Here is a 23,634-nt window from a genome sequence, read left to right on the forward strand (position 1 = left end):
GGTGGAAACGTCTCTGGCAGTTGAATGCCAGGGCTGCGGCAGGGCTGTGCCTGCTCGTGGCCATGGCCATGTCGGCAACCTCTTCCGCACAGGCGGCCCCGCTCGACGACAGGCTGGATGCACGGGTCCTGCTGCACCGCAACGCCCCGCGCGGGATGGAGTACGTCCCCCTGGCGACGGCCACGGCCATTAACGGCTCGCGCCGCAACGCCCTGAACGTCGACGTGCACATCAAGGCGGAACTGGACGGGACGGCGATCGACAACGTCTACGCCAACGTCCTGCCCCTCGACTTCAACAATAACGGCCGTTTCGAATACCTGCACTATAACGGCTACAACTTCATCCAGGCGTTCAACTCCAGTGGCCGCAGGGTCTGGCGGATCACCAACCCGGCCGGCCGCAAGAACAGCGTCACGGCCGCCACGCATCGCGACGGCGCGGCCATCCTGGAACTGCGGGGGCAGGAGAAGCCGGCCGGCCAGGACGTGCTGCATTGCTGGGCGGAGGGTTCGCAACGGCTCCTGATCGCCCGCCGCGGCATCACCGGCGCGGAACTGCGCCGGGCGAAGCTGGACGGCACCGCGACCAGCTCCGGAAGCGTCTGCTACATCTCCGTCTACCGCATGCAGTCGACCGGCAAGCCGATCATCCTGGTGGCCCACAACCAGCCGGGCGGCAACACCCGCTGCGACGGCAAGAACTATGTCGACTACTGGACCCGCGTGGTGGCGTTCGACCTCCAGCTGAACCGGCTGTGGCAGACCGACACCTGCCACGCCGGGCACCAGACCGCCGGGGTGGACGAGAACGGCGACGGGCTGACCGAGTATTTCTTTGTCGGCAAATATGCTCTCGACGAGAACGGCAAGATCCGCTGCACCCTGCAGGGCTGGAACAGCAAGGACCATGTCGACGCCATCCGGGTGGGCCAGCTCGACCCGGCCAAGCCGGGACTGCAGGCGGTGGCGGTCGGGCAGACCGGGATGGCCGCCTTTGCGGCCAACGACTGCCGGCGCCTTTGGAGCGTGGGCTCCAGCCTGGTGAAGAACGGCCAGGAACTGGCCCTGGCGCAGTTCGATCCGGCGCCGGCACCGCTGTCGATCCTGGTCACCCAGCGCGGCTCGGAACCAAAGCCCACCAGCTACGTGGTGAGCGCTCAAGGCAAGCTGCTGCGCAACCTCAAGCGCCGGATCGTGCCGCTGCAGAACGCCGAGTTCGACGGCGACCGGCGCACCGACGAGATCCTCTCCATGTGGGGCACCGTTGACGACGGTTTTGGCCGGCAGCTCCTCTCCCGGAACTGGTACTGGAACCTGAAGGGTACCCAGGTGAAGGAGACCGGCCGGCAGGACTATGATCGCTGGGCGCCGTTCCCGGTCCTGTTCGACGTCGACAGCGACGGCCGCGACGAGATGATCGTCTGGGGCCAGAGCCTTCTCGTGGTGGGCAAGCTGCGCTGACCAGCCTGCCGGGCGGGCGCGGCGCAGCTGGCCGCGCCTGCACGGGTCAAGGCGTCGCCGCCGGGCTCAGTCGGTGAGCACGATCCCGTCGGCCGGCTCGAACGCCACCCAGCATTCGGTGCCGGTGCGATAAGGTTCCTCACGCGAGCGCGACTGGTTGTGGCGAAGCACCACGATCCGGCCGGCCTGCTCGGTCTCCACGAACACCTGGCTGTTGTCGCCGAAATAGGCGACCTGGGCGACCTTGCCGGGAAGCCGGACCCAGCCGAGTTCCGGCTCCTCGCGATAAAGGCGCATCTTCTCGGGCCGCACCGCCAGGGCGATCTCCGGGGTGGCCGGGTAGTCCCAGGGCACGTCGACCAGCCCGATCCCCTTCAGGTCGACCCTGGCCCTGCCGCCGTCCGCCGAAAGCATGTCGCCCTCGAACAGGTTCATCTCGCCGATGAAGTCGGCGACGAACCGGCAGTTCGGCTCCTCGTAGAGATCCCAGGGCGGCGCCACCTGCAGGACCTTGCCCCGGTTCATGACCGCGATCAGGTCGGCCATCGACAGGGCCTCGTCCTGGTCGTGGGTCACGATCACGAAGCTGATGCCGACCTCCTGCTGCAGGCGGACCAGCTCCAGCTGCATGTCCTCGCGCAGCTTCTTGTCCAGGGCCGACAGAGGCTCGTCGAGCAGCAGGAGCTTGGGCTTCTTCACCAGGGCGCGGGCCAGCGCCACCCGCTGCCGCTGGCCGCCCGAAAGCTTGTCGGGCTTACGATCGGCGAACGCCTCCAGCTTCACCATGTGCAGGGCTTCCTCGACCCTGGGCTCGATCTCCGCCCGGGGCACGCCCGACACCTTCAGCCCATAGCCGACATTCTCGCGCACGCTCATGTGCGGGAACACCGCGTAGGACTGGAACACCATGTTGACCGGCCGCTTGTTCGGCGGGATCCCGGCCATGTCCTCGCCGTCGATCAGGATGCGGCCGGAGGTCGGGTGCTCGAAGCCCGCCAGCATCCGCAGCAGGGTGGTCTTGCCGCAGCCGGACGGACCCAGAAGGGCGAAGAACGCGTTGTTGGGCACGTCCAGGGTGATGCCGTCCACCGCGTGGAACGAGCCAAAGCTCCGGCGGACATTCTCGAAGCGGACGATGGGGACGCCGTTGCTCATGGTCAGCCGACGCCCTCCGAGGGTTTCTGGAACTTCAGCGCCACCAGGGTGAGCGCCACGGTGAACACGATCAGGATGGTGGAGGCCGCGTTGACCTCGGGCGTCACGCTCTGGCGGACCATCGAGTAGATCTTGACCGGGAAGGTGATGGTCTCGGGGCCGCTGGTGAAGAAGGTGATCACGAAGTCGTCCAGCGACAGGGTCATCGCCAGCAGGCCCCCCGCGATCAGACCGGTCTTCATGTAGGGCAGCGTCACGTTCCAGAACGTCTGCCATTCCGAGGCGCCCAGGTCCTTCGACGCCTCCTCCAGCGACCGGTCGAAGCCTTCCATGCGGGCGCGCACCACCACCGCCACGAACGGGAAGCTGAACACCACGTGGCCGATGATCACCTGGCTGAGGTTGAGCGGCCAGGGCAGGCCGGTGGGCCAGCCGACCCGCGCGTAGAACACCAGCAGCGCCACGCCCATGCAGATCTCGGGGATCACGATCGGCAGGGCCGAGACGCCGTCCAGCACCGACTTGCCCGGAAAGCGGAAGCGGTAGAGGCCAAGCGCCAGCAGCCCGCCCAGGATCACCGACAGCACGGTCGAGACCAGGGCGATCATGATCGAGTTGGTGAAGGCCTCGATCAGCGAGGAATTGTTCAGGGCGCGCCCGTACCAGTCGGTGGTGAAGCCGGTCCAGACGATGTTGCGCTTCGACTTGTTGAAGGAGAAGGCGATCAGCACGACGATCGGCGCGTACAGGAAGACGAATACCGCCAGGAGCCACAGGCGGACCCAGGTCCGCCGGGTGAACTCCAAGGGGCCGATCGGGCTACGCATCGGCCTTCTCCTCGCGGGCGGCGTACCAGGCGCGCAGCGCCAGGGCGATGAAGGTCAAATAGAGCAGCAAAAAGGACAATGCGGCGCCGAGCGGCAGGTTGTTGGCGGCACGGAACTGCCGCTCGATCACGTTGCCGATCAGCTGGCTGTCCGGGCCGCCCAGCAGGTCGGAGATCAGGAAGGTGCCCAGTGCCGGGATGAACACCAGGATGATCCCGGAGATGATGCCGGGCTTGGCGAGCTTGACGATCACCTCGAAGAAGGTGCGGATCTGGCTGGCTCCCAGATCCAGGGAGGCTTCCACCAGCGAGCGGTCGAGCTTCTCCAGGTTGGCGTAGAGCGGCAGCACCATGAAGGGCAGGTAGATGTAGACGATGCCCATCACCACGGCGGTGTTGTTGTAGAGCAGCGCCAGAGGCTCGAACCGCTCGCCCATCAGGCCGTCCAGGCCCACCGGAGTCAGCAGGAACTTCACGGCGGTCCATATCGCGCCGATGCCGTCGTTGAGGAAGCCGTTCTGCCGCAGCATCGCGATCATCGCATAGGTGCGGATCAGCATGTTCGTCCAGAACGGCAGGATCACCAGCAGGAGCAGGAGGCCCTTGTAGCGGCTGGGAGCGAAGCAGATCGCCAGCGCCACGGGAAACGCCACCACCAGGCAGATCGCGGTGGAGAGCACCGCGATCCACAAGGTCTTGAGGAACAGCTGCAGGTAGATCGGTTGCAGCGCCTCGGCATAGTTCGACATCGTCCAGGTCACGACGATGTCGACCGGGCCTTCCCGCTCGCCGATGGCGAAGAACCAGATCCACCCGAGCGGGATCAGGAAGAACAGCAGCAGCCAGAAGGCGGCCGGGGCGATGAAGGTCAGGAATACCCAGGGCTGCTGCCGCCAGTTCTCCAAGGTCAGTCCTCACCCCAGGCCGGCCAAGCAGGAGCGCCGGCGCAATGGTCCCACGTCATGACCCGGTGATCCTGGAAAATGCCGTTGCCGTCGGTCAAGCCGCCAGCACGCGGGTGAGGACGTCCTCGTACATCTTTTCGACCTTCTCGCCCTTGTAGGAGGCCACCTCCGACTGGGCCAGCACCTCGTCCGGCGGATAGACCTGCGGGTCGGTGCGATCCGTCTCGGGCAGGAGCTGCACCGCCGGCTTGTTCGGGATCGCGTACATGATCTCTTCCGCGATCGCCGCATGGACCTCGGGGCGCAGGATGAAGTCGATGAAGGCATGGGCGTTGTTCGGGTGCGGCGCACCCTTGGGGATGCACATGCAGTCGATGCCCAGCAGGGAGCCCTCGCTCGGCACCACGAAGTCAAGATCGTCGTCCTCGGCCATCACCTGGCGGAAGTCGCCCATCCAGTCGACCGCCAGATCCACCTCGCCGGACAGCAACAGGTCCTGGCCGGTGTCAGGCGCGAACATCTTCACGACGCCCCGCTTCTTGGCGTCGAGCAGCACGTCCTCGGCCGCCTTCAGGTCGGCGGGATCCTCGCTGTTCAGGGACTTGCCCAGGTATTTCAGCACGGCGCGGATGAGATCGGTGTCGTTGGGCAGGGAGACCCGGCCCACCGGCGCGTCCGGACCGAACACCGCGTCCCACGAGGTCGGCTCCTGCTCCACCGCCGACTTGCGGTAGCCGATCGCCAGCAGGCTGTAGGTATAGGGCGCCCCGTACTTCAGGCCCGGGTCGTAGCTCGGGTTGGCGAAGGCCGGGGCGATGTTCTTCAGGTTCGGGATCAGGGCGTGGTCCAGCGGCATCAGCATGTCGCCGGCGACCATCCGCTCCACGAAATTGTTCGACGGGAAGATCACGTCGTAGCCGGGATTGCCCTCGCGCAGCTTGCCGAACAGCTCGTCGGAGGAGGCGTAGAGGTCGTAGCGTACATCGATCCCGGTGGCGTCGGTGAATTCCGAGAGCGTATCCAGGCCGATATAGGTGTCCCAGTTGTAGACGTTGACCTGCTTTTCTTCCTGGGCATGCGCCAGTTTCGCCAGCGGCAGCAGGCTTGCTACGGCCAGGCTGCCTCCAAGCAGGCCGCGGCGGCGGACAGATCGCATGACCATCTCCTTCAAGGTTCGGGCGCTGGCGGGCGACAACGCCATGGGTTGAAAGCGCAGGATCGTGACGGTGTCGTGACGGTCAAGGCCGGCTGGAGCTCGAGGCGTCCGGCCTCAGGCCGCAAGAACCCTGGTCATCGCCTGTTCGTAGAGCGTTTCCACGGCTTCGCCCTTGTAGGTCGCGTACTCGCAGCGGGCGAGGGTCTCTTCGGAAGGGTAGATCGCCCTGTTGTTCCGGGCGGCTTCCGGGATGAACGCCATCGCGGCGGCATTCGGGCTGGCATACCCGATCTCGGTGGCGATGGCGCCGTGGACCTCAGGGGTCAGGATGAAGTTGATGAACGCATGGGCATTGATCGGGTGGGGCGCGCCCTTGGGGATGACCATGTTGTCCGACCAGAGCATGCTGCCTTCTTCCGGGATCACGTAGGCGAGGTCGTCGTCCTCGGCCGCGACCTGCTGGATGTCGCCGGACCATTCCAGGCAAATGTCGACCTCGCCGGCCAGGAGCAGGTCCTGTCCGGTATCGGGCGCGAAAGTCTTGATGCCGGGCTTGATCCGGATGAGGTAGTCACCGGCAGCGGCGATCTGTGCCGGATCCCTGGTATCGAGCGAGAAGCCCAGTGCCTTGAGCGCCATGCGCAAGGTATCGACGCCGGACAGCAGCGAGAAGCGGCCCTGCATCGCCTCGTTCTCGGTCATGTCCTTCCAGGAGGTCGGCTTGGTCGGGAACATGCTCTGGCGGTAGCCCAGCCCCTGGGTGCCCCAGAAATAGGGCGCGCCCCATTTCAGGCCGGGATTGTAGGGGGCATTGGCGAAGGCGGGCGCGATATTCTCGAGATTCGGGATCAACGTGCGGTCGACTGCGATCAGCATGTCGGCCGCCGCCATGCGCTCCACGATATTGTTGGACGGGAAGATCACATCAAAACCGGGATTGCCTTCCCGCAGCTTGCCGAACAGTTCGTCAGCCGAGGCGAACAGGTCGTAGCGGACGTCGATCCCAGTGGCCTCGGTGAACTCGGCGAGGGTGTCGGTCCCGATATAGGTGTCCCAGTTATAGACATTGACCTGCGCCTCCTCCGCCGCCTGCGCGACGCGGCCGAACGGCGCGATCGACGCCAGGCTCAGGGTCGTGCCGAGCAGGTGGCGGCGCGACAGGTAGGGCATCGGGAACGGGGAGGGGCGGCGGGCCATGGGCGTGGTCTCCGGCGGTGCGCGGCTGCGAGGCGTCGACGGTCGCCCCGGCACCATGGCCTGTCAACGCAAGTAAGGCAGAATCAGGACGTTCCCGTGACGGTCCGGCAGCCATCGCCGGACCGGATGTTCGTCAGGCCTGAACCCGGTGCTGCAGGAAGAAGCGGATCATCTCCGCCGAGGCGTCGGGACCCTTGGGGTCGGTGTAGGATCCAGCCGCGCTTCCGCCAAACCAGGCATGGCCGGCACCCTGCACCGCCCAGTGCTCGTGCATCGCCCGGCCGGAACCGTCGGCATAGACGGTGCGGGTATAGGCATGGCCGTTGTTCACGGCATGGCGCTCGACCGGAAGCGGCGCGGTTGTCTGACGGATCTGGTCGATGATCCGCATGGCGTTGCGCGGATGGACGGTCCCGTCCTGGGTGCCATGGAACACGATGGTCGGCACCGCCGGCGCCGCGCCGATCTGGCGGCCGGGCGCGTCGCCCTGGCGCATGGCGGCGAAGGCGGAGTTCATGTCCTGGGCCGCCCCGAACGGCAGGCCGGAATGGACGCCGGCTGCAGCGTAGAGGTCCGGGTAGAGCAGGGCCATCGCCAGCGCCGCGGCGCCTCCCGCGGACAGGCCGGCAATGTAGACGCGCCCGGGATCGACCGGGTGCTCGCGCAGGATGTCCCGGGTGATGCCGGCGATCAGGGCCGGCTCGCCCTGTCCGTGGCGCTGGTGGCCTGGCTCGAACCAGTTCCAGCACCGGGAAGGGTTCGCCGTTTGCGGCTGCTCGGGATAGGCGATCAGCAGGCCGTGGCGCTCGGCCTGGCGGTTCATGCCGGTACCGGCGGCGAAGTCCGCCGGATCCTGGGTGCAGCCGTGCAGCATCACGACCAGCGGCATGGGCTCCGCGCCGGCACGGCTTGGGACATAGAGCCGGTAGTCACGGCTGCCGGCGCGGTCGGTGAAGCGGCGCTCCAGGAACGCAGCACCGTCGGGAAGGGGCTCGGCAGGAGTCCGCTGCCTGAGGAGGCCCTGCAGGCCCTGGAGTCCCTGCAGGTCCTTGGGCAAGTGGCTGCGCAGGTCGGCGAAGCCTGCGCCGGCGGAGGGCAGGTCCGCGGAGGGCATGGCAGAGGTTCCCCGGCCCTGGCGGAGCTGCGCGGTCGCTTCGCCGAGCCTGCCGGCACGGATCAACCGCATGGCCTCGGCCATGGTCTGCGAGATGTCGGTGGTCATGTCGGCGGGAACTTTCGATGTGGGCGACGGGGGATCAGCGGATACGGTCGGCCAGCGCCGCCTTCACGGCGGGGCTGGCGGCGAGTGCACCGACCACGACCAGCGATTCGATGCTGGCCCGGGCAAGCTCGGGATCGACGTCGGCGGCAATGGTGGCGAGGCCCAGCACGTGGATGCGCAGCTTCTGGCCGCTGTCGCGGGCAGCCTCCAGCTCGGCCCGGCCGAAATGGCGCAGGCCCAGGTCCAGGCCATGGCGCACGACCGATTTCTGCAGGACGTCGGCATGGCGCTCGAGCTGGTTGCGGATCGCGGTGCGGATGAAGTCGGTACGGTTGGAGTAGAACCCTTCCCGGACCATCAGGTCGACCTGACCCAAGTCGACATAGCCGAGGTTGATCGTGATCTTCTCGCTGTCGCTCGGTCGAGATCGCAGCTCATGAACGTTGTCTGCCATCATCCCATCCCCATGCCATCCGTGTGGATGGTAGATGGATGTGCTGAGCTACTGCGGCAAGAGGAGACGTGGCGATTTCGCTCGCACCGTTCGGATCTGGAGCGCTAGGCACGCAGCAGCAGCTGCGACGGAGGCAGGCTTGGAGATCTGGATCGGGCTGGCGGCGGCCTTCGTGGCCGGTCTGGGTGCAGGTTTCCTGCTGGGACGCTCCGATGCCCGCAGCACGTCGGCCGGCACCCGGCGCGTGCTGGCGGAACTGGATGGCCGCCGATCCGAGGAAACCGAGGCGCTGCTCGATCAGGTCAAGCTCGCCTTCGCCGAGCTTTCCCGGGAGGGCGAGAAGCGCGCCGCCGACGAGCTTGCCCGGGCGGTGCAGACCGCCTTCACGGTGGAGCGGACCCTGCAGGGCCATCGCTCGCAGGCGGAGCGCGCCGAGTTCGAGGCGCGCATCCAGAACGTGCTGGGTCAGGTTGAGCGGCTGGGCGAACTGATCCGGCGGATCGAGCGGGAGAGGGCGGAAAGCTTTTCGTCCCTGGGCGGCCGGGTCGAGCAGGCCTTCGCCCGTGCCGAGAAGCTGGCCGAAACCACCGCCTCCCTGCGAGACGCGCTGGTGCATGCGCGGGTGCGTGGCCAGTGGGGCGAGCGGATGGCCGAGGACCTGCTGCGCGCCATGGGGCTGGTCGAGAACCTGCACTGGGTACGCCAGCGTCAACTCGACGACGGCACCCGGCCGGACATCACCTTCCTGCTGCCCGATGGCCGGGTCCTGCACATGGACGTGAAGTTTCCGTTCGAGAACTGGGCGAGGCTGGTGGAGGCCAGCGACGAAGAGGGGCGCAGCCGGGCGCGGGCCGCCTTCGTGCGCGACGTGCGCGGGCGGATCGCCGAGGTGGCGAAGCGCGGCTGGTCACGTCCGGAGATCGGTGCGCTGCCGCTCGCCCTGCTGTTCGTCCCCAACGAACAGGTGTTCGCCGGCATGGTCACCGCCGAGCCGCTGCTGGTCGACGAGGCGATCGGCAAGCGGGTCTGCCTGGTCGGCCCGGCCAGCCTGTTCGCGGTCCTGGCGCTGATCCGTCACGCTGCCGAGGAGCGCCGGATCGCCGACGGTCTGACCGGCCTCCTGGAGGCCCTGCATGGGCTGGACGAGGGCTGGCGCGCCCATCTGCAACGGCTGGACCGCCTGGGGCGCCGCCTGGAGGACAGCCTGCGCGACTGGCATGAGCTGCGCGGCAGCAAGGTGCCGCAGCTGGAGCGTCTGCTGCGGCAGATCGGCGATCACGGGGCGCAGGCTTCGGCCGGGCGGTCGGACGCTCAGTCCGAGGAGAGCGGCGCGAAAAACAGTTCGTCGAGCCTGCCGGGCGACACCGAGCCCAGCACGTCGAACGTCACGCCATCGTGACGGCGGATCATGTGGGCAAGGCCGTGACGCCGGGCATAGGCCACCACGTCGGCCGAGACGGATGACATCCCGTCCACGGTCGGCAGGAGCATCAGGCGGTCGTCGTCCCGGCCGGCGGCCAGGACCACCGGCCGGCTCTCCATGCCAATCCGCAGCTCGCCACCGCCCAGGAGGGTGATGCCGGGTGGGAGTGCCAGGTCGACCGGCCGCCCGAGCTGGACCTGCAGCCAGTCAGGCACCTCGGCCGGCTGAACGTCGATCTGGGCGAGATCGACCGGGGCCGCAGCCGGGCTGCCCGTTCCGGCCTCCTCGAACGGCGCGGCGACCGCTTCGGTGGCGCTGGCGGCATCGACGGGATCGGCACTGCCGAGCAGGCGCAGGTCGCCCCCTGTGTCCTCGGTTGTCTGCGGGTTGGAGCGGATCAGCACCCAGCCGCCCGTGCTCACCCCGGCGAGCACGAGGCAGAGAAGGGCCACCACCGACCAGCGCGGCTCACGCACCGGTGCATCCGGCGGCGTCGCCGGCACGGAGCTCCGGCTTCGCGACGGCGGCGGCAGCAGCGCACCGGTCAGGGAGGTCATCGGCGGGCGTGGCGCCCTGGGCGGCAGCAGGTCGCTCGACCCGGCAGCGCTCGGCAGGCCGACCAGATCAAGTTCCAGCCCGGTCCAGAGCCGCTGCGTCCTGGCCATCGCGCGGAACCGCTGATGCAGGTCGACCTCGAACTGGCGAAGCTCCTCGACCCGGGCACGGCAGCTCGGGCAGGTCATCACATGGCGGCGCAGCACGAGCCACTGGGCCCGGCGCAGCCGCCCTTCCAGATATGCCTCGAGATAGCGTTCGAGGCTCGCGCACTCCATGCCTGCCCCCACAACACCCGACGCCCGCGACAGAACCGCTACGGCCAATCATGATCCGACAGATCCGCCAGTCTGTCCACCTCCGGATGCGCGCACTTCGGGCGCTGGAGACCATGGCTGCGCCGCTTGTACGCAGGAGGCGGAATCGGTCCTCCCGGCTCCTGCCTGCCGATGTCGGGGTTGCCAAGCGTTGCCGATGCTCTGAACATGCGTCGTCACCGATCGCGCGTGCCGGTCGGACGCCTCTCGTCAGAAGAGTGCCGACCGCGCTCGAAGCTGCGTGTCGGCAAGGCGGGAGGCCTGAACGAATGAGTACGGAACGTAGCGCACGCAACCTTGCGCTCGTCGGCCCGAACGGCGCCGGCAAGACGACTCTGCTCGAGAGCATGCTGTTCGTCTCCGGTGCCCTTCCGCGCAAGGGCAGGGTGGCCGACGGCAGCACGGTGGGCGACCATGCGCCGGAAGCCCGCGCCCGCCAGATGAGCACCGAGCCGACGCCGGCCACCTTCAACGCCAACGGCGCCAGGCTCACCGTGATCGACTGCCCGGGCTCGGTGGAGTTCATCCACGACACGCGCGCGGTCCTGGCCGGGGTCGATGCGGCGGTGGTGGTGGTCGAGCCGGTCCTGGAGCGGATGGTGGCGGTGGCCCCGCTCCTGCATTTCCTGGATGAGATCCACCTGCCCCACCTGATCTTCGTCAACAAGATGGACCGTTCGGAAGTTCGCTGGCGCGATCTCCTGGCCGGCTTGCGCTCGGTGAGCCAGCGTCCGGTGGTGCCGCATCTCTATGCGATCGGGCGGGGCGAGGACCTGGCTGGCTATATCGACCTGGTCGACGAGACCGCCTGGCATTTCAACACCGGTGCCGCGGCCGACGAGATGCCGATGCCGGAGGAGTACCGGGACCGCGAGGCCCAGGCGCGCCAGGAAATGCTGGAGGCGCTGGCCGACTTCGACGACGAGCTGCTGGAGCAGATCTTGGAGGACAAGCCGGTCGATCCGGCCACCGTGCTGCGCGATCTCGCCCAGGGGCTCTCCGCCGACCGGGTCGTGCCGGTGCTGCTGGGCGTGGCGGAGCGGGACATGGGGGTGCGCCGGCTCCTGCGGGCGATCATCGAGGAGGCGCCGGCGCCCGAGACCAGCGCCGAACGGCTGGGGATCGCACCGGAGGGGCCGCCGCTGGCGCAGGTGCTCAAGACCTATCATGTGCCGCACGCCGGCAAGCTCAGCCTGGCCCGGGTCTGGCGCGGGCCGCTGAAGGACGGCGCCCAGTTCGGCGGGGTCCGCGTATCCGGCCTGTTTGAGGTCACCGGCGCCAAGAGCGAGACGATCGCGGAGACCCAGAGCGGGACGATCGTGGGCCTCGGCCGGATGGAGGGCGTGCAGACCGGCGACGTCCTGGGCGGCAGCGAGGGCGAGAGCCGCCATTTGCTGTCGATGGCGCCGCCGCAGCCGATGTACGCCTTCGCCCTGCACGCCAAGGACCGCAACGACGAGGTCAAGCTCTCGGCGGCCTTCCAGAAGCTCTCGGAGGAGGATCCGGCGATCCGGATGGATCTGGACCCGGAGACCCGCGAGACGATCCTGTGGGGGCAGGGCGAGATGCATCTGCGGGTGGCGCTCGATCGTTTGCGCCAGAAATACCGGCTGGACCTGGAGACGCATTCGCCGCGCACGCCCTACCGGGAGACGATCCGTGCCGGTACCCAGGCGCATGGCCGGCACAAGAAGCAGACCGGCGGCCATGGCCAGTTCGCCGACGTGAAGATCGAGATCCAGCCGCGCGAGCGGGGCGGCGGCTTCAACTTCGCCAACAAGATCGTGGGCGGGGCGGTGCCTAAGCAGTTCATCCCGGCCGTCGAGGACGGGGCGCGCGAATGGCTCGCGCGCGGGCCCCTGGGATTTCCCGTCGTGGACGTCGAGGTGACCCTGCATGACGGGCAGTTCCACTCGGTCGACAGTTCGGAACTCGCCTTCAAGCTCGCGACCGGGCTCGCGCTGAAGGAAGGCCTGCCGCACTGCCAGCCGGTGCTGCTGGAGCCGATCCTGGCGATCAGCATCTCGGTGCCCTCCGACTACACCTCCAAGGCGCTGGCGCTGATCTCCAGCCGGCGGGGCCAGGTCCTGGGCTACGAGGCCAAGGCGGACTGGCCGGGCTGGGACGAGATCACCGCCAACATGCCGCAGGCGGAAAGCCACGACCTGGTCCTGCAGCTCCGCTCGATGACCCAGGGCGTCGGCTTCTTCACCTGGATCGTCGACCATCTGGACGAGGTGCCGGAGCGGCTCACGCGGGACATCGCCGCCCAGGCATCCGCCGCCACGGCCTGACGGGACGAGGGGGCGGCTCCCGCCCCCTCGCGTCCTCCGGTCGCAGCCGCTCGGCAGCGGGCGGCGCGCGTGGCATGATGGGGGACGTGACCCATGCCCTGCCTCATCGCCTGCGCCTCCTGACCGCACGGATCCTCTGTGCGCTGCTGCTCGGCCAGGTGCTGATCCCGGCGGGCCTGGCGCCGCCTCGCCCGGCCCTTGCCGGCGCCGACGGCAATCTGCTTCCCTCCGTGTTCTGCTCCGTGGCGCGAGCCGCCAGGGAAGGGCAGCCGGCCCCGGAAGGAGGCGACCATCATCACTGCGTGCTGTGCCGCCTGCCGGCCCTGGCCGCGCTGGGCGCCGGCATCGTCCCGGCGCCGGACCTGCCGCCTCCCTCTTCCTGGACACGCCTCCGGCACCAGGCACCTGCCGGACGGGCCGGTGCGGTCGACCCGGTCCATGGCTTCCAGGCGCGCGCGCCCCCGCCGTTCCCGGCCGCGTGAACCGAGGACGACGAGGAAGAACGATGACGAAGTCTTGGATGCGGGCCGCGCTCTGCGGCGGCCTGCTTGGCATCTTTGCAGGAACGGCACTGGCGTCGGACTACCGGCTGGGCGATCTGGAGATCGGGCAGCCTTGGACGCGGGCGACGGTGGCGGGGCAGCCGGCGGCCGGCGCCTATTTCTCGATCCACAATGCCGGCTCCGATCCGGACCGGCTGGTATCGGTCGAGAGCCCGGTCGCCCGGGCGGCGGAACTCCACGACATGAAGGTGGAGAACGGCGTGATGAAGATGCGGCCGCTGGCGGACGGAGTGGCGGTGCCGGCCGGGGCGACGGTGGAACTGGCGCCGGGCGGCATGCACGTGATGCTGCTGGGCCCCGAGGGAGCGCTGAAGCCGGGGCAGCAGGTGCCGCTGCGCCTGACCTTCGAGAAGGCCGGCACGGTCGAGGTCGAGCTCACGGTCGAGAAGCCCGGCGCCAAGGCGGCCAGCCCGGCGCAGGGCCATGACGCCGGTCACGGCAAAGCGATGAACCACGGAACGGGAGGTTGACCATGCGCGCTGCGATCCTGCGCTCGGCGGCGGTGGTGGTCCTGGCGGCTGGTACTGCCGGACTGGTCGGCTGGCAGGCCGGCTGGTTCGAGGCGGCGCGGACGCCGGCGCCGCAGATCCCGGGCGTCATCCGGGAGGCGCCCGTCGGCGGGCCGTTCACCCTGACCAGCCATGACGGCCGCACCGTCACGGAGAAGGACCTGCAGGGTAAGCTGACGCTGATGTTCTTCGGCTACCGCTTTTGCCCGGACTTCTGCCCGAACGAGCTGCAGAAATACACGGAGGTCCTGGAGCAGCTTGGCCCCCAGGCGGACAAGGTCCAGGCCTGGTTCGTTTCGATCGATCCGGAGCGGGACCGGCCCGAGGACCTGGCGGAATATGTCGACCTGTTCGATCCCCGGATCGTCGGCCTGTCCGGCAGCAAGGAGCAGGTTTCCGGGATCTCAAAAGCCTGGAGGGTCTACTATGCCCGGGCCGAGCAGGACGAGAGCACCGACTACCTGATGGACCACAGCACCTACAGCTACCTGATGGGTCCGGACGGCACCAACCTCGCCGTGTTCAACTACGAGGTGGCGCCGGAAACCATGGTGAAGGTGATCGAGGACGAGCTGCCGGCCGGCTGATGCCGCCCCGTCATGCCGCGGCGCCGGCCGTCGCGGCCGCAAGCGTCGGATCCGCCAGGATCCGGTAGCTGCGGTCGGAGGGCGACCAGCGCCGGCCCGGCACCATGTCGGCCGGATGCCCCGCCAGCACCGTCCGGGCATCGCGCACCACTTCCGGGCGCGCGCGCCAGTACTGGTGGTCACCGTCGCCAAGGCCGGTCCAGGCGACCTCGCTGCAGTCGATGCAGACGATCCGGTCGCCCAGCCGGCCGCGGTCGCGCGGCCCGGCGCTGCCCAGCCGGTCGGGGTTGCCCTTGGTGAGGTCGGAGATCACCAGGGCGCGGTCGCTCTTGGCATAGTAGACATGGATGGCGCCGGCGAGCCGGTCGAGCGGCGCCAGCTTGTGGTCGACGTTCAGCGCATCGTCGTCCTCGTCCGCCGCCATCAGGAACACGTTGGCGAAGATCCGGGGCAGGCGGTCGCAGTCCAGGATCGTGCGCAGGCCCTGGACGGCATGGCGGAGCGCCCAGTTGCCCATGCTGTGCGCGACCAGATGGACGCGCTGGCCGCAATCGTTGCGCCCGCTGCGGACCTTGGCGAGGAACTCCAGCATCGCCGCGATCGCCCGCGCCATCGCCAGTCCGGACGAGGCGGCGTCCGCGCGGTCCATCCCGTAGCGCCAGCGTGGCCGGGTGGCGCCATCGGACGGCCAGGAAAACACGAACACCGGCATCGGCCGGTCGCCGCCCCAGCGATGCGCCAGTTCCGCCGCGCGGGCGAGCGACATCGTGAAGTCGGTGGCGAACCCGTGCAGGAGGATCAGCAGGTCGCTGCCCTCGGCCTGCATCCGCGCCTTGAGCCTGGCGAACACCTGCTCGCTGCCGAACAAAGGGGGAAGGACGTCGTCCTCGGCGACCAGGCGCTCGGGCGCCAGGCGGACGAGGCCAGGCTGGTACTGCCCGCCCACCAGCGCCACCTCCGCGCAGCCGACCCGGAACACGTGAGGTCCCGCTGCATTGAAGCGCGCACCGAACGTCGTGGCACCGCCGGGCAACTCGGCAAGGTCGCGGTTGGTGGCGAAGCAAACGTCGATCGTCGTCATGACGCCTCCGGAGCAGGTCCGGAGTTCCTAGCATGAACCGGAAGAAATAGGAATATTATCTGTGAATGGTGGGCCCCTGGTCCTCGCCTGCCGTTTCAGCTACCGTGGTGCGTCGGGACCTTCTGGTGGCTCGTATTGACGCGGCGCCGCAAGGAGGCATGCCAGGCCGGAGGGAGCACCCGGGACAGCAGGCGCTGGGTGCCGGCCTTGGCGACCCGTCCAGCAAAGAGCGGCCAGGCGATGCGGCCGGGCAGGCCATGGCGCATCGAGATGTCCCGCAACTCGGCGGCGGCCTGGATCCAGCGCCGGTCGGAGGCACCTCCGAGCCGGTAATGGCCCACCAGGCAAGGGTCGTGGACGAAGCGGGCGCCGGCGCGGTGCGCCCGCAGGCACCAGTCGTAGTCCATCGCGATGCGCAAGGTGGGATCGAACCCCCCGATCTCGTCGAACAGGCCGCGCCGCACCAACAGGGTCGGGTGGTTGATCGCGGGAAAGCCGCGGTCGATCCGGCCGGCATAGGCCGCGTCGCCCTGGAGCCGATGGGCAGGGCGGCCCGCCAAATCCTCGCAGACAAGATCGCCGAACACCCCGTCCGCCCCCGTCCGCTCCAGCGTGGCGGCTGCCCGGGCGACCTGGCCTGGCCCCAGCCGGTCGTCGGCGTTCACGAACATGACGTAGGCGCCGCTCGCCCGGGCAATGCCCTTGTTGAAGGCATCGGCGATGCCCTGGTCCGGCTCGCTCACCACCACCGCCAGCCGCGGCCGCCAGCGCTCCAGGATCTCCAGGGTGCCGTCGCTGGAGGCCCCGTCGATCAGGATGTGCTCGATAGCGCGACCGCGCTGTCCGGCTACCGATTCAAGGCTCGCCTCCAGGGTGGAAGCCGCGTTGCGGCAGACGGTGACGATCGAGACCAGCGGCAATCCGGAACACTCACAATTCGGACGGTTTTCGGGCCAGCTTGGTGAGGACCATCCAGGGTAGCGCGATCGAGACGATCATGACGCCTGCCAGGATCAGCATCTCCTGCCGGCCCAGCGGCACTCCGTTTTGCCGGAGGTTGAGATACATCAGGTAGCAGGCGATGATACCGGAGATTCCGAACACACAGGTCAGTACGGTCCGTAATCGCCGATAGAAGAGGTAGCGCCGGTAGGCGCTGCGATAGCGGACTGCCACGAACATCCCCTCTGCATGCGTGAACAGGCCGCAAATCTACGGTTTATTGTGCAACGCAGCAAGGACGACATGGCAGATCCGGTTAGTTTCCGGTAATGTTGATGCTCCGTGATCTGAGCGACGCAGCAGCCCTGCCGCTTACCAGGTTCCGATGTTCTCCGCGGACTTCCATGGTTCCGCCGGCTCCAGGGCACCGCCCTTCTGCAGGATCTCGATCGAGATCCCGTCCGGCGACTTCACGAACGCCATGCGTCCGTCACGCGGCGGGCGGTTGATGGTCACGCCGTTGTCCTGCAGGTGCTTGCAGAAGGCGTAGATGTCGTCGACCTCGTAGGCGAGATGGCCGAAGTTCCGGCCGCCGGTATAGGTCTCCGGGTCCCAGTTGTAGGTCAGCTCGATCGGCGCGTCGGGATTGTCCGGAGCCGCCAGGAACACCAGCGTGTAGCGGCCCTTCTCGCTCTCGCTGCGCCGGGTCTCCTTGAGGCCGAGCAGGTCACGGTAGAAGTGCAGCGACTGCTCGAGATCGGTCACCCGGACCATCGTGTGCAGGTAGCGCAAGCCGGTTCCTCCGAATGCTTGGGTGGCGATGATGTAGGGCGGGGCGATCGAGCGCGCCAGGAGCATGTCGGCCGTGGTGGTCCTCGACCCTGGTCCGACGTATCGTTGCGGGCAGGGGGACGGCCCAGCCGGTTCCCCTGCCCGACGTCGCCGGAGATCATCCCCGTGGCCCCGCTGCCGAGCCTAGCTGAAGAGTTTCCTGCGCCCGACCTCGGCACGTGGCGGGCGCTGGTCGAGAAGGGCCTGAAAGGTGCCGATTTCGACCAGCGGCTGCTGGCGCGCACCGAGGATGGCATTCCGCTTCCCCCGCTGTTCACGCGCCATGACGAACTGCCGGAGCCGGGCCTGCCCGGAACGGCGCCCTGGGTGCGCGGGTCCGCCGCGGCAAGGACCGGCTGGGACATCCGTGCCCTTTGCCGCCTGCCCGACCCGCTTGCGGCCAACCGGGCGATCCTGGCGGACCTGGCCGGCGGCGCCAGCTCGATCCTGCTGGATGCGGCGGACCTCGATCCGGCCGACCTGCGGCTGGTGCTGGACGGGGTGATGCTGGACCTGGCGCCGGTCTACCTGCGCCGGAGCATCGAAGACTTGCAGCGGCGGGACCTGCTGCCTGCGGGCGTCATCGTCGTCCATGATCCGGTGGAGTGCTGGGCTGCGGGCCTGGTGGACGCTCCCGGCCGCATGCTGGACGCGATCTCGGGCGAGGGATTCGCGCGCATGCCCGACCTCCGCCTGGCGGTGGGCGGTGCGGTGTTCGACGATGCCGGCGCCAGCGATGCCGAGGAGATCGGGCTCACGGCCGCCGCGGTGATCGGGCATGCCCGTCGCCTGGACGAGATGGGAGTGGCGCCGGAGCTGGCGCTCGGCCGGATGATCCTGGGCGTCACCACCAGCGCCGATTTCTTCGCGGGCATCGCCAAGCTGCGGGCACTGCGCCGCCTGTGGGGGCGGTTGACCGAGGTGCTGGGCATCGACCTGCCCCCGGTTGTGCATGCCACCACCTCAGCGCGGATGCTGGCCCGCTACGACGCCTCGACCAACCTGCTGCGCAACACGATCGCGGCGGCAGCCGCCGGCATGGGCGGGGCGGACGCCGTGACGGTCCTGCCGCACGACCATGCCATCGGCCTGCCCAAGCCGTTCGCGGCCAGGATGGCCCGCAACATCCAGAATGTCCTCCAGGAGGAGAGCCGCCTGGGCCTGGTGGCCGATCCTGCCGGCGGGAGCTGGTATGTCGAGCAACTGACCGACGGGTTGGCCAAGGCAGCCTGGGCGATCGTGAACAAAGTCGAGGCCGCCGGCGGCCTCGACGCCGCCTGCCGGGATGGTCTGGTGGAGGCGTTGCTGGCGGAGCGGCGGGAGGCGCGTCGCCAGCGGATCGCGACCCGCGAGCGAACCATCGTCGGGATCAGCCGGTTCTCGGATGCGGCGGAGCGGACTGCCCCTTCGCGTCCTGCCGAGCCGGAGCGCCGACTGCCGCGGGTTCGCGACGCGGCGCCGTTCGAGGACCTGCGCGAGCGCGTGCTGGCGGCGGAGACACCCCCGGTCCGGATCGTGACCCTGGGCCCGGCCACGCGCCATGCCGCCCGCCTGGGCTTCGGCCTCGACCTGTTCGCGGCGGCCGGGCTGCGCACCGTCGTCACCGACGACGCCGGCTCCGGCTCGGCCCGGCTCTCGGTGCTGGCGGGTGCCGACGAGGACTATGCAGAGCAGGGCCCCGACCTGGCGCGCCGGCTGGCGGCGTCGGGCGAGGTCCACCTGCTCGGCCGCCCGAAGGCGCTGGAGGAAACGCTGCGGGCGGCCGGGGTGACGCGCTTCGTGGCCCAGGGAGAGGACATGGTCGCCTATCTCGGCGAGGTGGTGGAGCGGCTGGCATGAGCAGGATCCCGAACTTCAGCGACGTGGAATTGGGGTCGCTGGCACCGGCCACGGTTCGTCCGGGCCAGGTGCGGGCCACCCATGACACGCCCGAGACGATCCCGCTCTCGGCGGTCTACACCTCCGCCGACCGGGCCGGCCTGGAGATGCTGGACAGCCTGCCCGGCATCCCGCCGTTCCTGCGCGGCCCCTACCCGACCATGTATGTCCAGTCGCCCTGGACCATCCGGCAATATGCCGGGTTCTCGACCGCAGAGGCCAGCAACGCCTTCTATCGGCGCAATCTTGCTGCCGGGCAGAAGGGCCTGTCGATCGCCTTCGACCTCGCCACCCATCGCGGCTACGACAGCGACCATCCGCGCGTGGCCGGCGATGTCGGCATGGCCGGGGTGGCGATCGATTCGATCCTGGACATGCGCCAGCTGTTCGACGGCATCCCGCTCGACCAGATGAGCGTGTCGATGACCATGAACGGCGCGGTTCTGCCGGTGCTGGCGCTCTATGTGGTGGCAGCCGAGGAGCAGGGCGTGCCGGCGGCGAAGCTGACCGGTACGATCCAGAACGACATCCTCAAGGAGTTCATGGTCCGCAACACCTATATCTTTCCGCCCAAGAACAGCATGCGGATCATCTCGGACATCTTCGCCTACACGGCAGAGCACATGCCGAGGTTCAACTCGATCAGCATTTCCGGCTACCACATGCAGGAAGCCGGAGCGACCGCCGACCTGGAACTCGGCTACACCCTGGCGGACGGTGTCGAATATGTGCGCGCCGGCATCGCTGCCGGGCTGCCGGTGGACGCGTTCGCGCCGCGCCTGTCGTTCTTCTGGGCGATCGGCATGAACTTCTACATGGAGGTCGCCAAGCTGCGCGCCGGCCGGCTGCTCTGGGCCAGGTTGATGAAGCAGTTCCGGCCAGAGGACCAGCGCTCGCTGAGCCTGCGCACCCACTGCCAGACCAGCGGCTGGTCGCTGACTGCCCAGGACGTGTTCAACAACGTCACCCGCACCATGATCGAGGCGATGGCCGCCACCCAAGGACATACCCAGTCCCTGCACACCAACTCGCTGGACGAGGCGCTGGCGCTGCCGACGGACTTCTCGGCCCGGATCGCGCGAAACACCCAGATCCTCCTGCAGCAGGAAAGCGGCACGACCCGCCCGGCCGATCCCTGGGGCGGTTCCTACTTCATCGAGAGGCTCACCCAGGATCTGGCCGAGCGGGCCTGGGCGCATATCGAGGAGGTCGAGGCGTCGGGCGGCATGGCCCGGGCGATCGAGCGCGGCATCCCCAAGCTGCGGATCGAGGAGGCGGCCGCCCGCACCCAGGCGCGCATCGATTCCGGCCAGCAGACCGTGGTCGGGGTCAACAAGTACCTGGTGGACGAGGACGAGAAGATCGAGGTCCTCAAGGTCGACAACAGCGCGGTGCGCGCGGCGCAGCTGGAAAAGCTGGCGCGGCTGAAGGCGGAGCGGAACGGCAATGCGGTCGAGGCGGCGCTCGATTCCCTGTCGAGGATGGCGGAGAGCGGCACCGGCAACCTTCTGGCCGGCTCCATCGACGCGGCCAGGGCAGGGGCCACGGTCGGCGAGATGACGTTGGCGCTGGAGCGGGTCTGGGGCCGCCACGTAGCCGAGATCCGCTCGATCACCGGGGTGTACGGGAAGGAAACCATGTCGGTGCCCAAGGTCGCCAAGGTCCGCCAAATGGTCGAGGCGTTCGCCGAGCAGGACGGGAGGCGCCCGCGCATCCTGATCTGCAAGATGGGCCAGGACGGCCATGACCGCGGCCAGAAAGTGATCGCGTCGAGCTTTGCGGACCTGGGCTTCGACGTGGATATCGGCCCCTTGTTCCAGATGCCGTCGGAGGCTGCCCAGCAGGCGGTCGACAACGACGTCCATGTGGTGGGGGTGTCCAGCCTCGCCGCCGGCCACCTGACCCTGGTGCCAGAACTCAAGGCCGAACTGTCGGCGCGAGGCCGGGACGACATCCTGATCGTGGTGGGCGGGGTGATCCCGCCCCAGGACTACGACGCCCTCCATGCCGCCGGAGCCGCCGCGATCTTCCCGCCAGGCACGGTGATCGCCGACGCGGCGGAAAAGCTGGTGGCCCGGCTGAACGAGATGCAGGGCTACGACGTGGCGGTCTGATCAGCCCCGGCCGGATCGGCGAAGGCCGCTTCGGCTAGATGCAGGGCATGGCCGCGGATGTCCGCTGGCCAGTGGGCAATGGCGTCGGTGAACTTCGCACGGTTGCCGGCATAGAGGCCGCGGGCGGCTTCCTCGTAGCCCGGCCGGTCCCCGGCGATGGCCACCATGAAGCGGTCGGTCGCTTCCTTGGCCTGCCGGGCCCGATCCGCCGGCGCATGGCTGGCCCTGGCCTGGTCGACCAGCTTGCGCAGCGCCACCGAGGCGCCGCCCGGCTGGCTGCCGAGCCACTCCCAGTGCCGCGGCAGCAGGGTCACCTCCCGCGCGACCACGCCCAGCCTCGGCCGGCCCGGACCGCGCAGGTTGGCCTGAGCTGCCGCTGCCTCGTTTCTTGAGCGAGGCAACGGCAGCCCGCTGCGCAGGTCGATGTCGACGGTGCGCCCGGTCCGGTCGTCGAAAACCAGCACCTCGGCGGCGCCAGTGTCGTGCAATACTGCCACCGCGGCTTCCAGCACCGCCTCCGGAGATCCGGACAGGAGGCGTCGGGTGCCGGTGAAGGCGGTGTACTGCTCGGGCGAACTGCTCATGTCGGCACTCCCTCAGCCAGGTGTGCCGCTTTATACCCGGATATAATTCGGGCGCACAATATACCCGGGTATAATTCATCTTGAGTGCGTGCTCAGGCGTCGCCGCCCGAGAAGATGTCCTTGCGGATCACCGCATGGACTCCGAAATTGCCGTCCACCACCTGGGTCACCCCGAAATCAACCCCGATGGACATCAGCGAGATCGCCTCGTCCTCGGTGAGGCCCTTGGCGTTCATCAGGAACTGCCGCATCTTGCGGAACGCATCGCGCATGGCACCGTCGACGGACGACTTGGAGTAGATGGCAGACTGCGCGTCGGCTCCCAGCTCCGACAGGTAGTTGGCATAGGTGAAGCCATGGACGACCCAGTCGTCCTTGGTCTCCAGCATCGGGAAGTCGAGGCCCTCGAGCGCCGTCCCGGCCAGGTCCTTCTTCTTGTGCAGGATGAGTTGGAAGGTGCCGGTCAGCGAGCACTCGATCGCGGTGCCGCACAATTCGGAATCACCCTGCGACGCATGGGAGTCGCCGATCGACAGGAGGGCGCCCTCAACCGCGACCGGGTAGTACATCACGGCACCCTTGCCGACGCGCCAGTTGTCCATGTTGCCGCCGAAATAGCCGGGCGGGATCGAATCGACCATGTCGGCTTCGCGCGGCGCCACCGCGATCACGCCGAAATGCGGCCGGATCGGGACCCGGACGTTCTTCAGGACGCCGTAGGTGCGCTCGGTGAGGCTGTGGTCGACCGGCACGCCCGGATAGTCGATCGTGGGGTGCACGACGCCGAACGGATCGGTCTGCGGCACCCAGCGGAAGTTGTAGACGGCCTTGGCCCAGCTGCGCTCCCCCGTCGCGTCGATCTCGTAGATCGTGACCACCTCGCGCGGCTTGGGCTCGGTGAGCAGGTCGTTGTAGTGATAGCCCCACCACGCCGCGGCGTTGCTGCCGAAGGCCTTGCCGGCGAACTCGGGATTGGCGCTGGGACGCGGCTCGACGTCCAGGATGCGCACCTCCAGGACGTCCCCTGGCTCGGCGCCCCGGACATGGACGGGGCCAGTGCAGATATGGACGCCGAAGCCCTCGCCGGCGCCGCGGCCATGGATCGAGGCGTCCATCGGACCGGCGCCCCGCCGGTCGACATTCTTCTGGTCCTTCGTCCAGTGGAACACGCTCTCGGCGCCCGGATCGCCCTTGATCATCCGCTCCGCATCGTCGTTCGCGTGATGGGTGAGCGCCTCGATGGTGACGAGGTCGCCGGAATTCACCTCCAGCTGCGGCTTCAGGAGCTTGCTGAAATAGCCCCAGTGGACCGTGTCGGCGGTGGCGGGCAGGTAGTGGTAGCCGCGTTTGGCCGGCTGCGCCGCCTCGGCTGCCCTGGCCATCGCCGGGGTGACCAGGGAAAGGCCGCCGGCCGCGGCGGCGATCCCGCCGGCCGCGGCAACTGCGCTCTTCATGAAGGAGCGCCGCTCCGCCCCGAGTTCTGCCAGGAAGCGCTGGCGATGCTCGGCAAAATGAGGGCAGTTGCGGTCGTCGCCCTGGCACATTTTATTCTGCCTTTCGAAGTGATGTCTTCGAACA

At 68.5% G+C, this 23,634-nt stretch carries 22 protein-coding genes; 8 read left to right on the top strand and 14 right to left on the bottom strand.

The genetic code is table 11. The features are described from left to right. Positions 1 to 68: 68 nt before the first annotated feature. Complete coding sequence (locus GEMRO_RS0113445) at positions 69 to 1,463, top strand: hypothetical protein (protein ID WP_157505582.1); 1,395 nt, start codon at positions 69 to 71, stop codon at positions 1,461 to 1,463. Positions 1,464 to 1,529: 66 nt separating this feature from the next. Here GEMRO_RS0113445 and GEMRO_RS0113450 read toward each other — a convergent pair whose 3' ends face one another. From GEMRO_RS0113450 to GEMRO_RS0113480, 7 genes are all read right to left on the bottom strand, one after another. Continuing rightward, positions 1,530 to 2,618 carry an ABC transporter ATP-binding protein gene (locus GEMRO_RS0113450; protein WP_027134408.1) on the bottom strand — a complete coding sequence of 363 codons (1,089 nt, stop codon included), beginning with the start codon at positions 2,616 to 2,618 and terminating at the stop codon, positions 1,530 to 1,532. A gap of 2 nt (positions 2,619 to 2,620) precedes the next feature. Next, complete coding sequence (locus GEMRO_RS29520; RefSeq protein ID WP_035485293.1) at positions 2,621 to 3,445, bottom strand: ABC transporter permease; 825 nt, start codon at positions 3,443 to 3,445, stop codon at positions 2,621 to 2,623. Then, entirely contained in the window at positions 3,438 to 4,349 is a 912-nt protein-coding gene (locus GEMRO_RS0113460; protein WP_027134409.1) for an ABC transporter permease, read from the bottom strand. The genes GEMRO_RS29520 and GEMRO_RS0113460 overlap by 8 nt, the downstream gene beginning before the upstream one ends. A 94-nt stretch (positions 4,350 to 4,443) precedes the next feature. Next, positions 4,444 to 5,505: an ABC transporter substrate-binding protein gene (locus GEMRO_RS0113465; protein ID WP_027134410.1), complete on the bottom strand. Its 1,062-nt coding sequence runs from the start codon at positions 5,503 to 5,505 to the stop codon at positions 4,444 to 4,446. 114 nt (positions 5,506 to 5,619) lie between these two features. After that, positions 5,620 to 6,702 carry an ABC transporter substrate-binding protein gene (locus GEMRO_RS0113470; RefSeq protein ID WP_051329042.1) on the bottom strand — a complete coding sequence of 361 codons (1,083 nt, stop codon included), beginning with the start codon at positions 6,700 to 6,702 and terminating at the stop codon, positions 5,620 to 5,622. 133 nt (positions 6,703 to 6,835) lie between these two features. Then, entirely contained in the window at positions 6,836 to 7,924 is a 1,089-nt protein-coding gene (locus GEMRO_RS0113475; RefSeq protein ID WP_027134412.1) for an extracellular catalytic domain type 1 short-chain-length polyhydroxyalkanoate depolymerase, read from the bottom strand. A gap of 34 nt (positions 7,925 to 7,958) precedes the next feature. Continuing rightward, positions 7,959 to 8,378 carry a CopG family transcriptional regulator gene (locus GEMRO_RS0113480; protein ID WP_027134413.1) on the bottom strand — a complete coding sequence of 140 codons (420 nt, stop codon included), beginning with the start codon at positions 8,376 to 8,378 and terminating at the stop codon, positions 7,959 to 7,961. Between the two features lie 139 nt (positions 8,379 to 8,517). Here GEMRO_RS0113480 and GEMRO_RS29525 point away from each other — a divergent pair, with 139 nt between their 5' ends. Continuing rightward, complete coding sequence (locus tag GEMRO_RS29525) at positions 8,518 to 9,777, top strand: DNA recombination protein RmuC (RefSeq protein ID WP_035485297.1); 1,260 nt, start codon at positions 8,518 to 8,520, stop codon at positions 9,775 to 9,777. On the opposite strand, the gene GEMRO_RS0113490 is transcribed toward GEMRO_RS29525, so the two are convergent. Further along, positions 9,690 to 10,634 carry an anti-sigma factor family protein gene (locus GEMRO_RS0113490; protein ID WP_027134414.1) on the bottom strand — a complete coding sequence of 315 codons (945 nt, stop codon included), beginning with the start codon at positions 10,632 to 10,634 and terminating at the stop codon, positions 9,690 to 9,692. The genes GEMRO_RS29525 and GEMRO_RS0113490 overlap by 88 nt on opposite strands. A 308-nt stretch (positions 10,635 to 10,942) precedes the next feature. On the opposite strand from GEMRO_RS0113490, the gene GEMRO_RS29530 reads away from it, so the two are divergent. The 4 genes from GEMRO_RS29530 (at position 10,943) to GEMRO_RS0113510 (ending at position 14,626) form a co-directional block, all read left to right on the top strand. Continuing rightward, positions 10,943 to 12,967, top strand: coding sequence for an elongation factor G (locus GEMRO_RS29530; protein ID WP_035485300.1), 2,025 nt, complete (start codon positions 10,943 to 10,945; stop codon positions 12,965 to 12,967). 86 nt (positions 12,968 to 13,053) lie between these two features. Further along, on the top strand, positions 13,054 to 13,449 hold the full coding sequence (locus tag GEMRO_RS0113500; protein ID WP_027134415.1) for a hypothetical protein: 396 nt from the start codon (positions 13,054 to 13,056) through the stop codon (positions 13,447 to 13,449). Between the two features lie 23 nt (positions 13,450 to 13,472). Further along, positions 13,473 to 14,000 carry a copper chaperone PCu(A)C gene (locus GEMRO_RS29535; protein ID WP_157505584.1) on the top strand — a complete coding sequence of 176 codons (528 nt, stop codon included), beginning with the start codon at positions 13,473 to 13,475 and terminating at the stop codon, positions 13,998 to 14,000. Positions 14,001 to 14,002: 2 nt separating this feature from the next. Continuing rightward, on the top strand, positions 14,003 to 14,626 hold the full coding sequence (locus GEMRO_RS0113510; protein WP_027134416.1) for an SCO family protein: 624 nt from the start codon (positions 14,003 to 14,005) through the stop codon (positions 14,624 to 14,626). Between the two features lie 10 nt (positions 14,627 to 14,636). Here GEMRO_RS0113510 and GEMRO_RS32685 read toward each other — a convergent pair whose 3' ends face one another. From GEMRO_RS32685 to GEMRO_RS0113530, 4 genes are all read right to left on the bottom strand, one after another. Beyond that, a complete protein-coding gene (locus tag GEMRO_RS32685) occupies positions 14,637 to 15,707 on the bottom strand; it encodes an alpha/beta hydrolase (protein ID WP_051329043.1) in 1,071 nt (356 codons plus the stop codon). Positions 15,708 to 15,802: 95 nt separating this feature from the next. Further along, positions 15,803 to 16,627 (bottom strand): glycosyltransferase family 2 protein, encoded by an 825-nt coding sequence (locus GEMRO_RS32690; RefSeq protein ID WP_051329044.1) that lies wholly within the window; start codon positions 16,625 to 16,627, stop codon positions 15,803 to 15,805. Positions 16,628 to 16,637: 10 nt separating this feature from the next. Then, entirely contained in the window at positions 16,638 to 16,889 is a 252-nt protein-coding gene (locus GEMRO_RS0113525; RefSeq protein ID WP_027134417.1) for a hypothetical protein, read from the bottom strand. A gap of 132 nt (positions 16,890 to 17,021) precedes the next feature. Continuing rightward, a complete protein-coding gene (locus GEMRO_RS0113530) occupies positions 17,022 to 17,441 on the bottom strand; it encodes a VOC family protein (RefSeq protein ID WP_027134418.1) in 420 nt (139 codons plus the stop codon). A gap of 165 nt (positions 17,442 to 17,606) precedes the next feature. On the opposite strand from GEMRO_RS0113530, the gene GEMRO_RS29550 reads away from it, so the two are divergent. Both GEMRO_RS29550 and scpA read left to right on the top strand, forming a co-directional pair. Beyond that, complete coding sequence (locus tag GEMRO_RS29550) at positions 17,607 to 19,319, top strand: methylmalonyl-CoA mutase family protein (RefSeq protein ID WP_051329045.1); 1,713 nt, start codon at positions 17,607 to 17,609, stop codon at positions 19,317 to 19,319. After that, positions 19,316 to 21,472, top strand: coding sequence for a methylmalonyl-CoA mutase (scpA, locus tag GEMRO_RS0113540; protein ID WP_027134419.1), 2,157 nt, complete (start codon positions 19,316 to 19,318; stop codon positions 21,470 to 21,472). The genes GEMRO_RS29550 and scpA overlap by 4 nt, the downstream gene beginning before the upstream one ends. Here scpA and GEMRO_RS0113545 read toward each other — a convergent pair. Both GEMRO_RS0113545 and GEMRO_RS0113550 read right to left on the bottom strand, forming a co-directional pair. Continuing rightward, positions 21,454 to 22,056, bottom strand: a complete 603-nt coding sequence (locus GEMRO_RS0113545) for a DUF2239 family protein (protein WP_027134420.1) — start codon at positions 22,054 to 22,056, stop codon at positions 21,454 to 21,456. The two genes, scpA and GEMRO_RS0113545, sit on opposite strands and share 19 nt — an antisense overlap. A gap of 92 nt (positions 22,057 to 22,148) precedes the next feature. Beyond that, positions 22,149 to 23,600 carry an acetamidase/formamidase family protein gene (locus tag GEMRO_RS0113550; protein WP_027134421.1) on the bottom strand — a complete coding sequence of 484 codons (1,452 nt, stop codon included), beginning with the start codon at positions 23,598 to 23,600 and terminating at the stop codon, positions 22,149 to 22,151. Positions 23,601 to 23,634 lie beyond the last annotated feature (34 nt).

This window comes from Geminicoccus roseus DSM 18922, from assembly GCF_000427665.1.
Taxonomy (GTDB): Bacteria; Pseudomonadota; Alphaproteobacteria; order Geminicoccales; family Geminicoccaceae; genus Geminicoccus; species Geminicoccus roseus.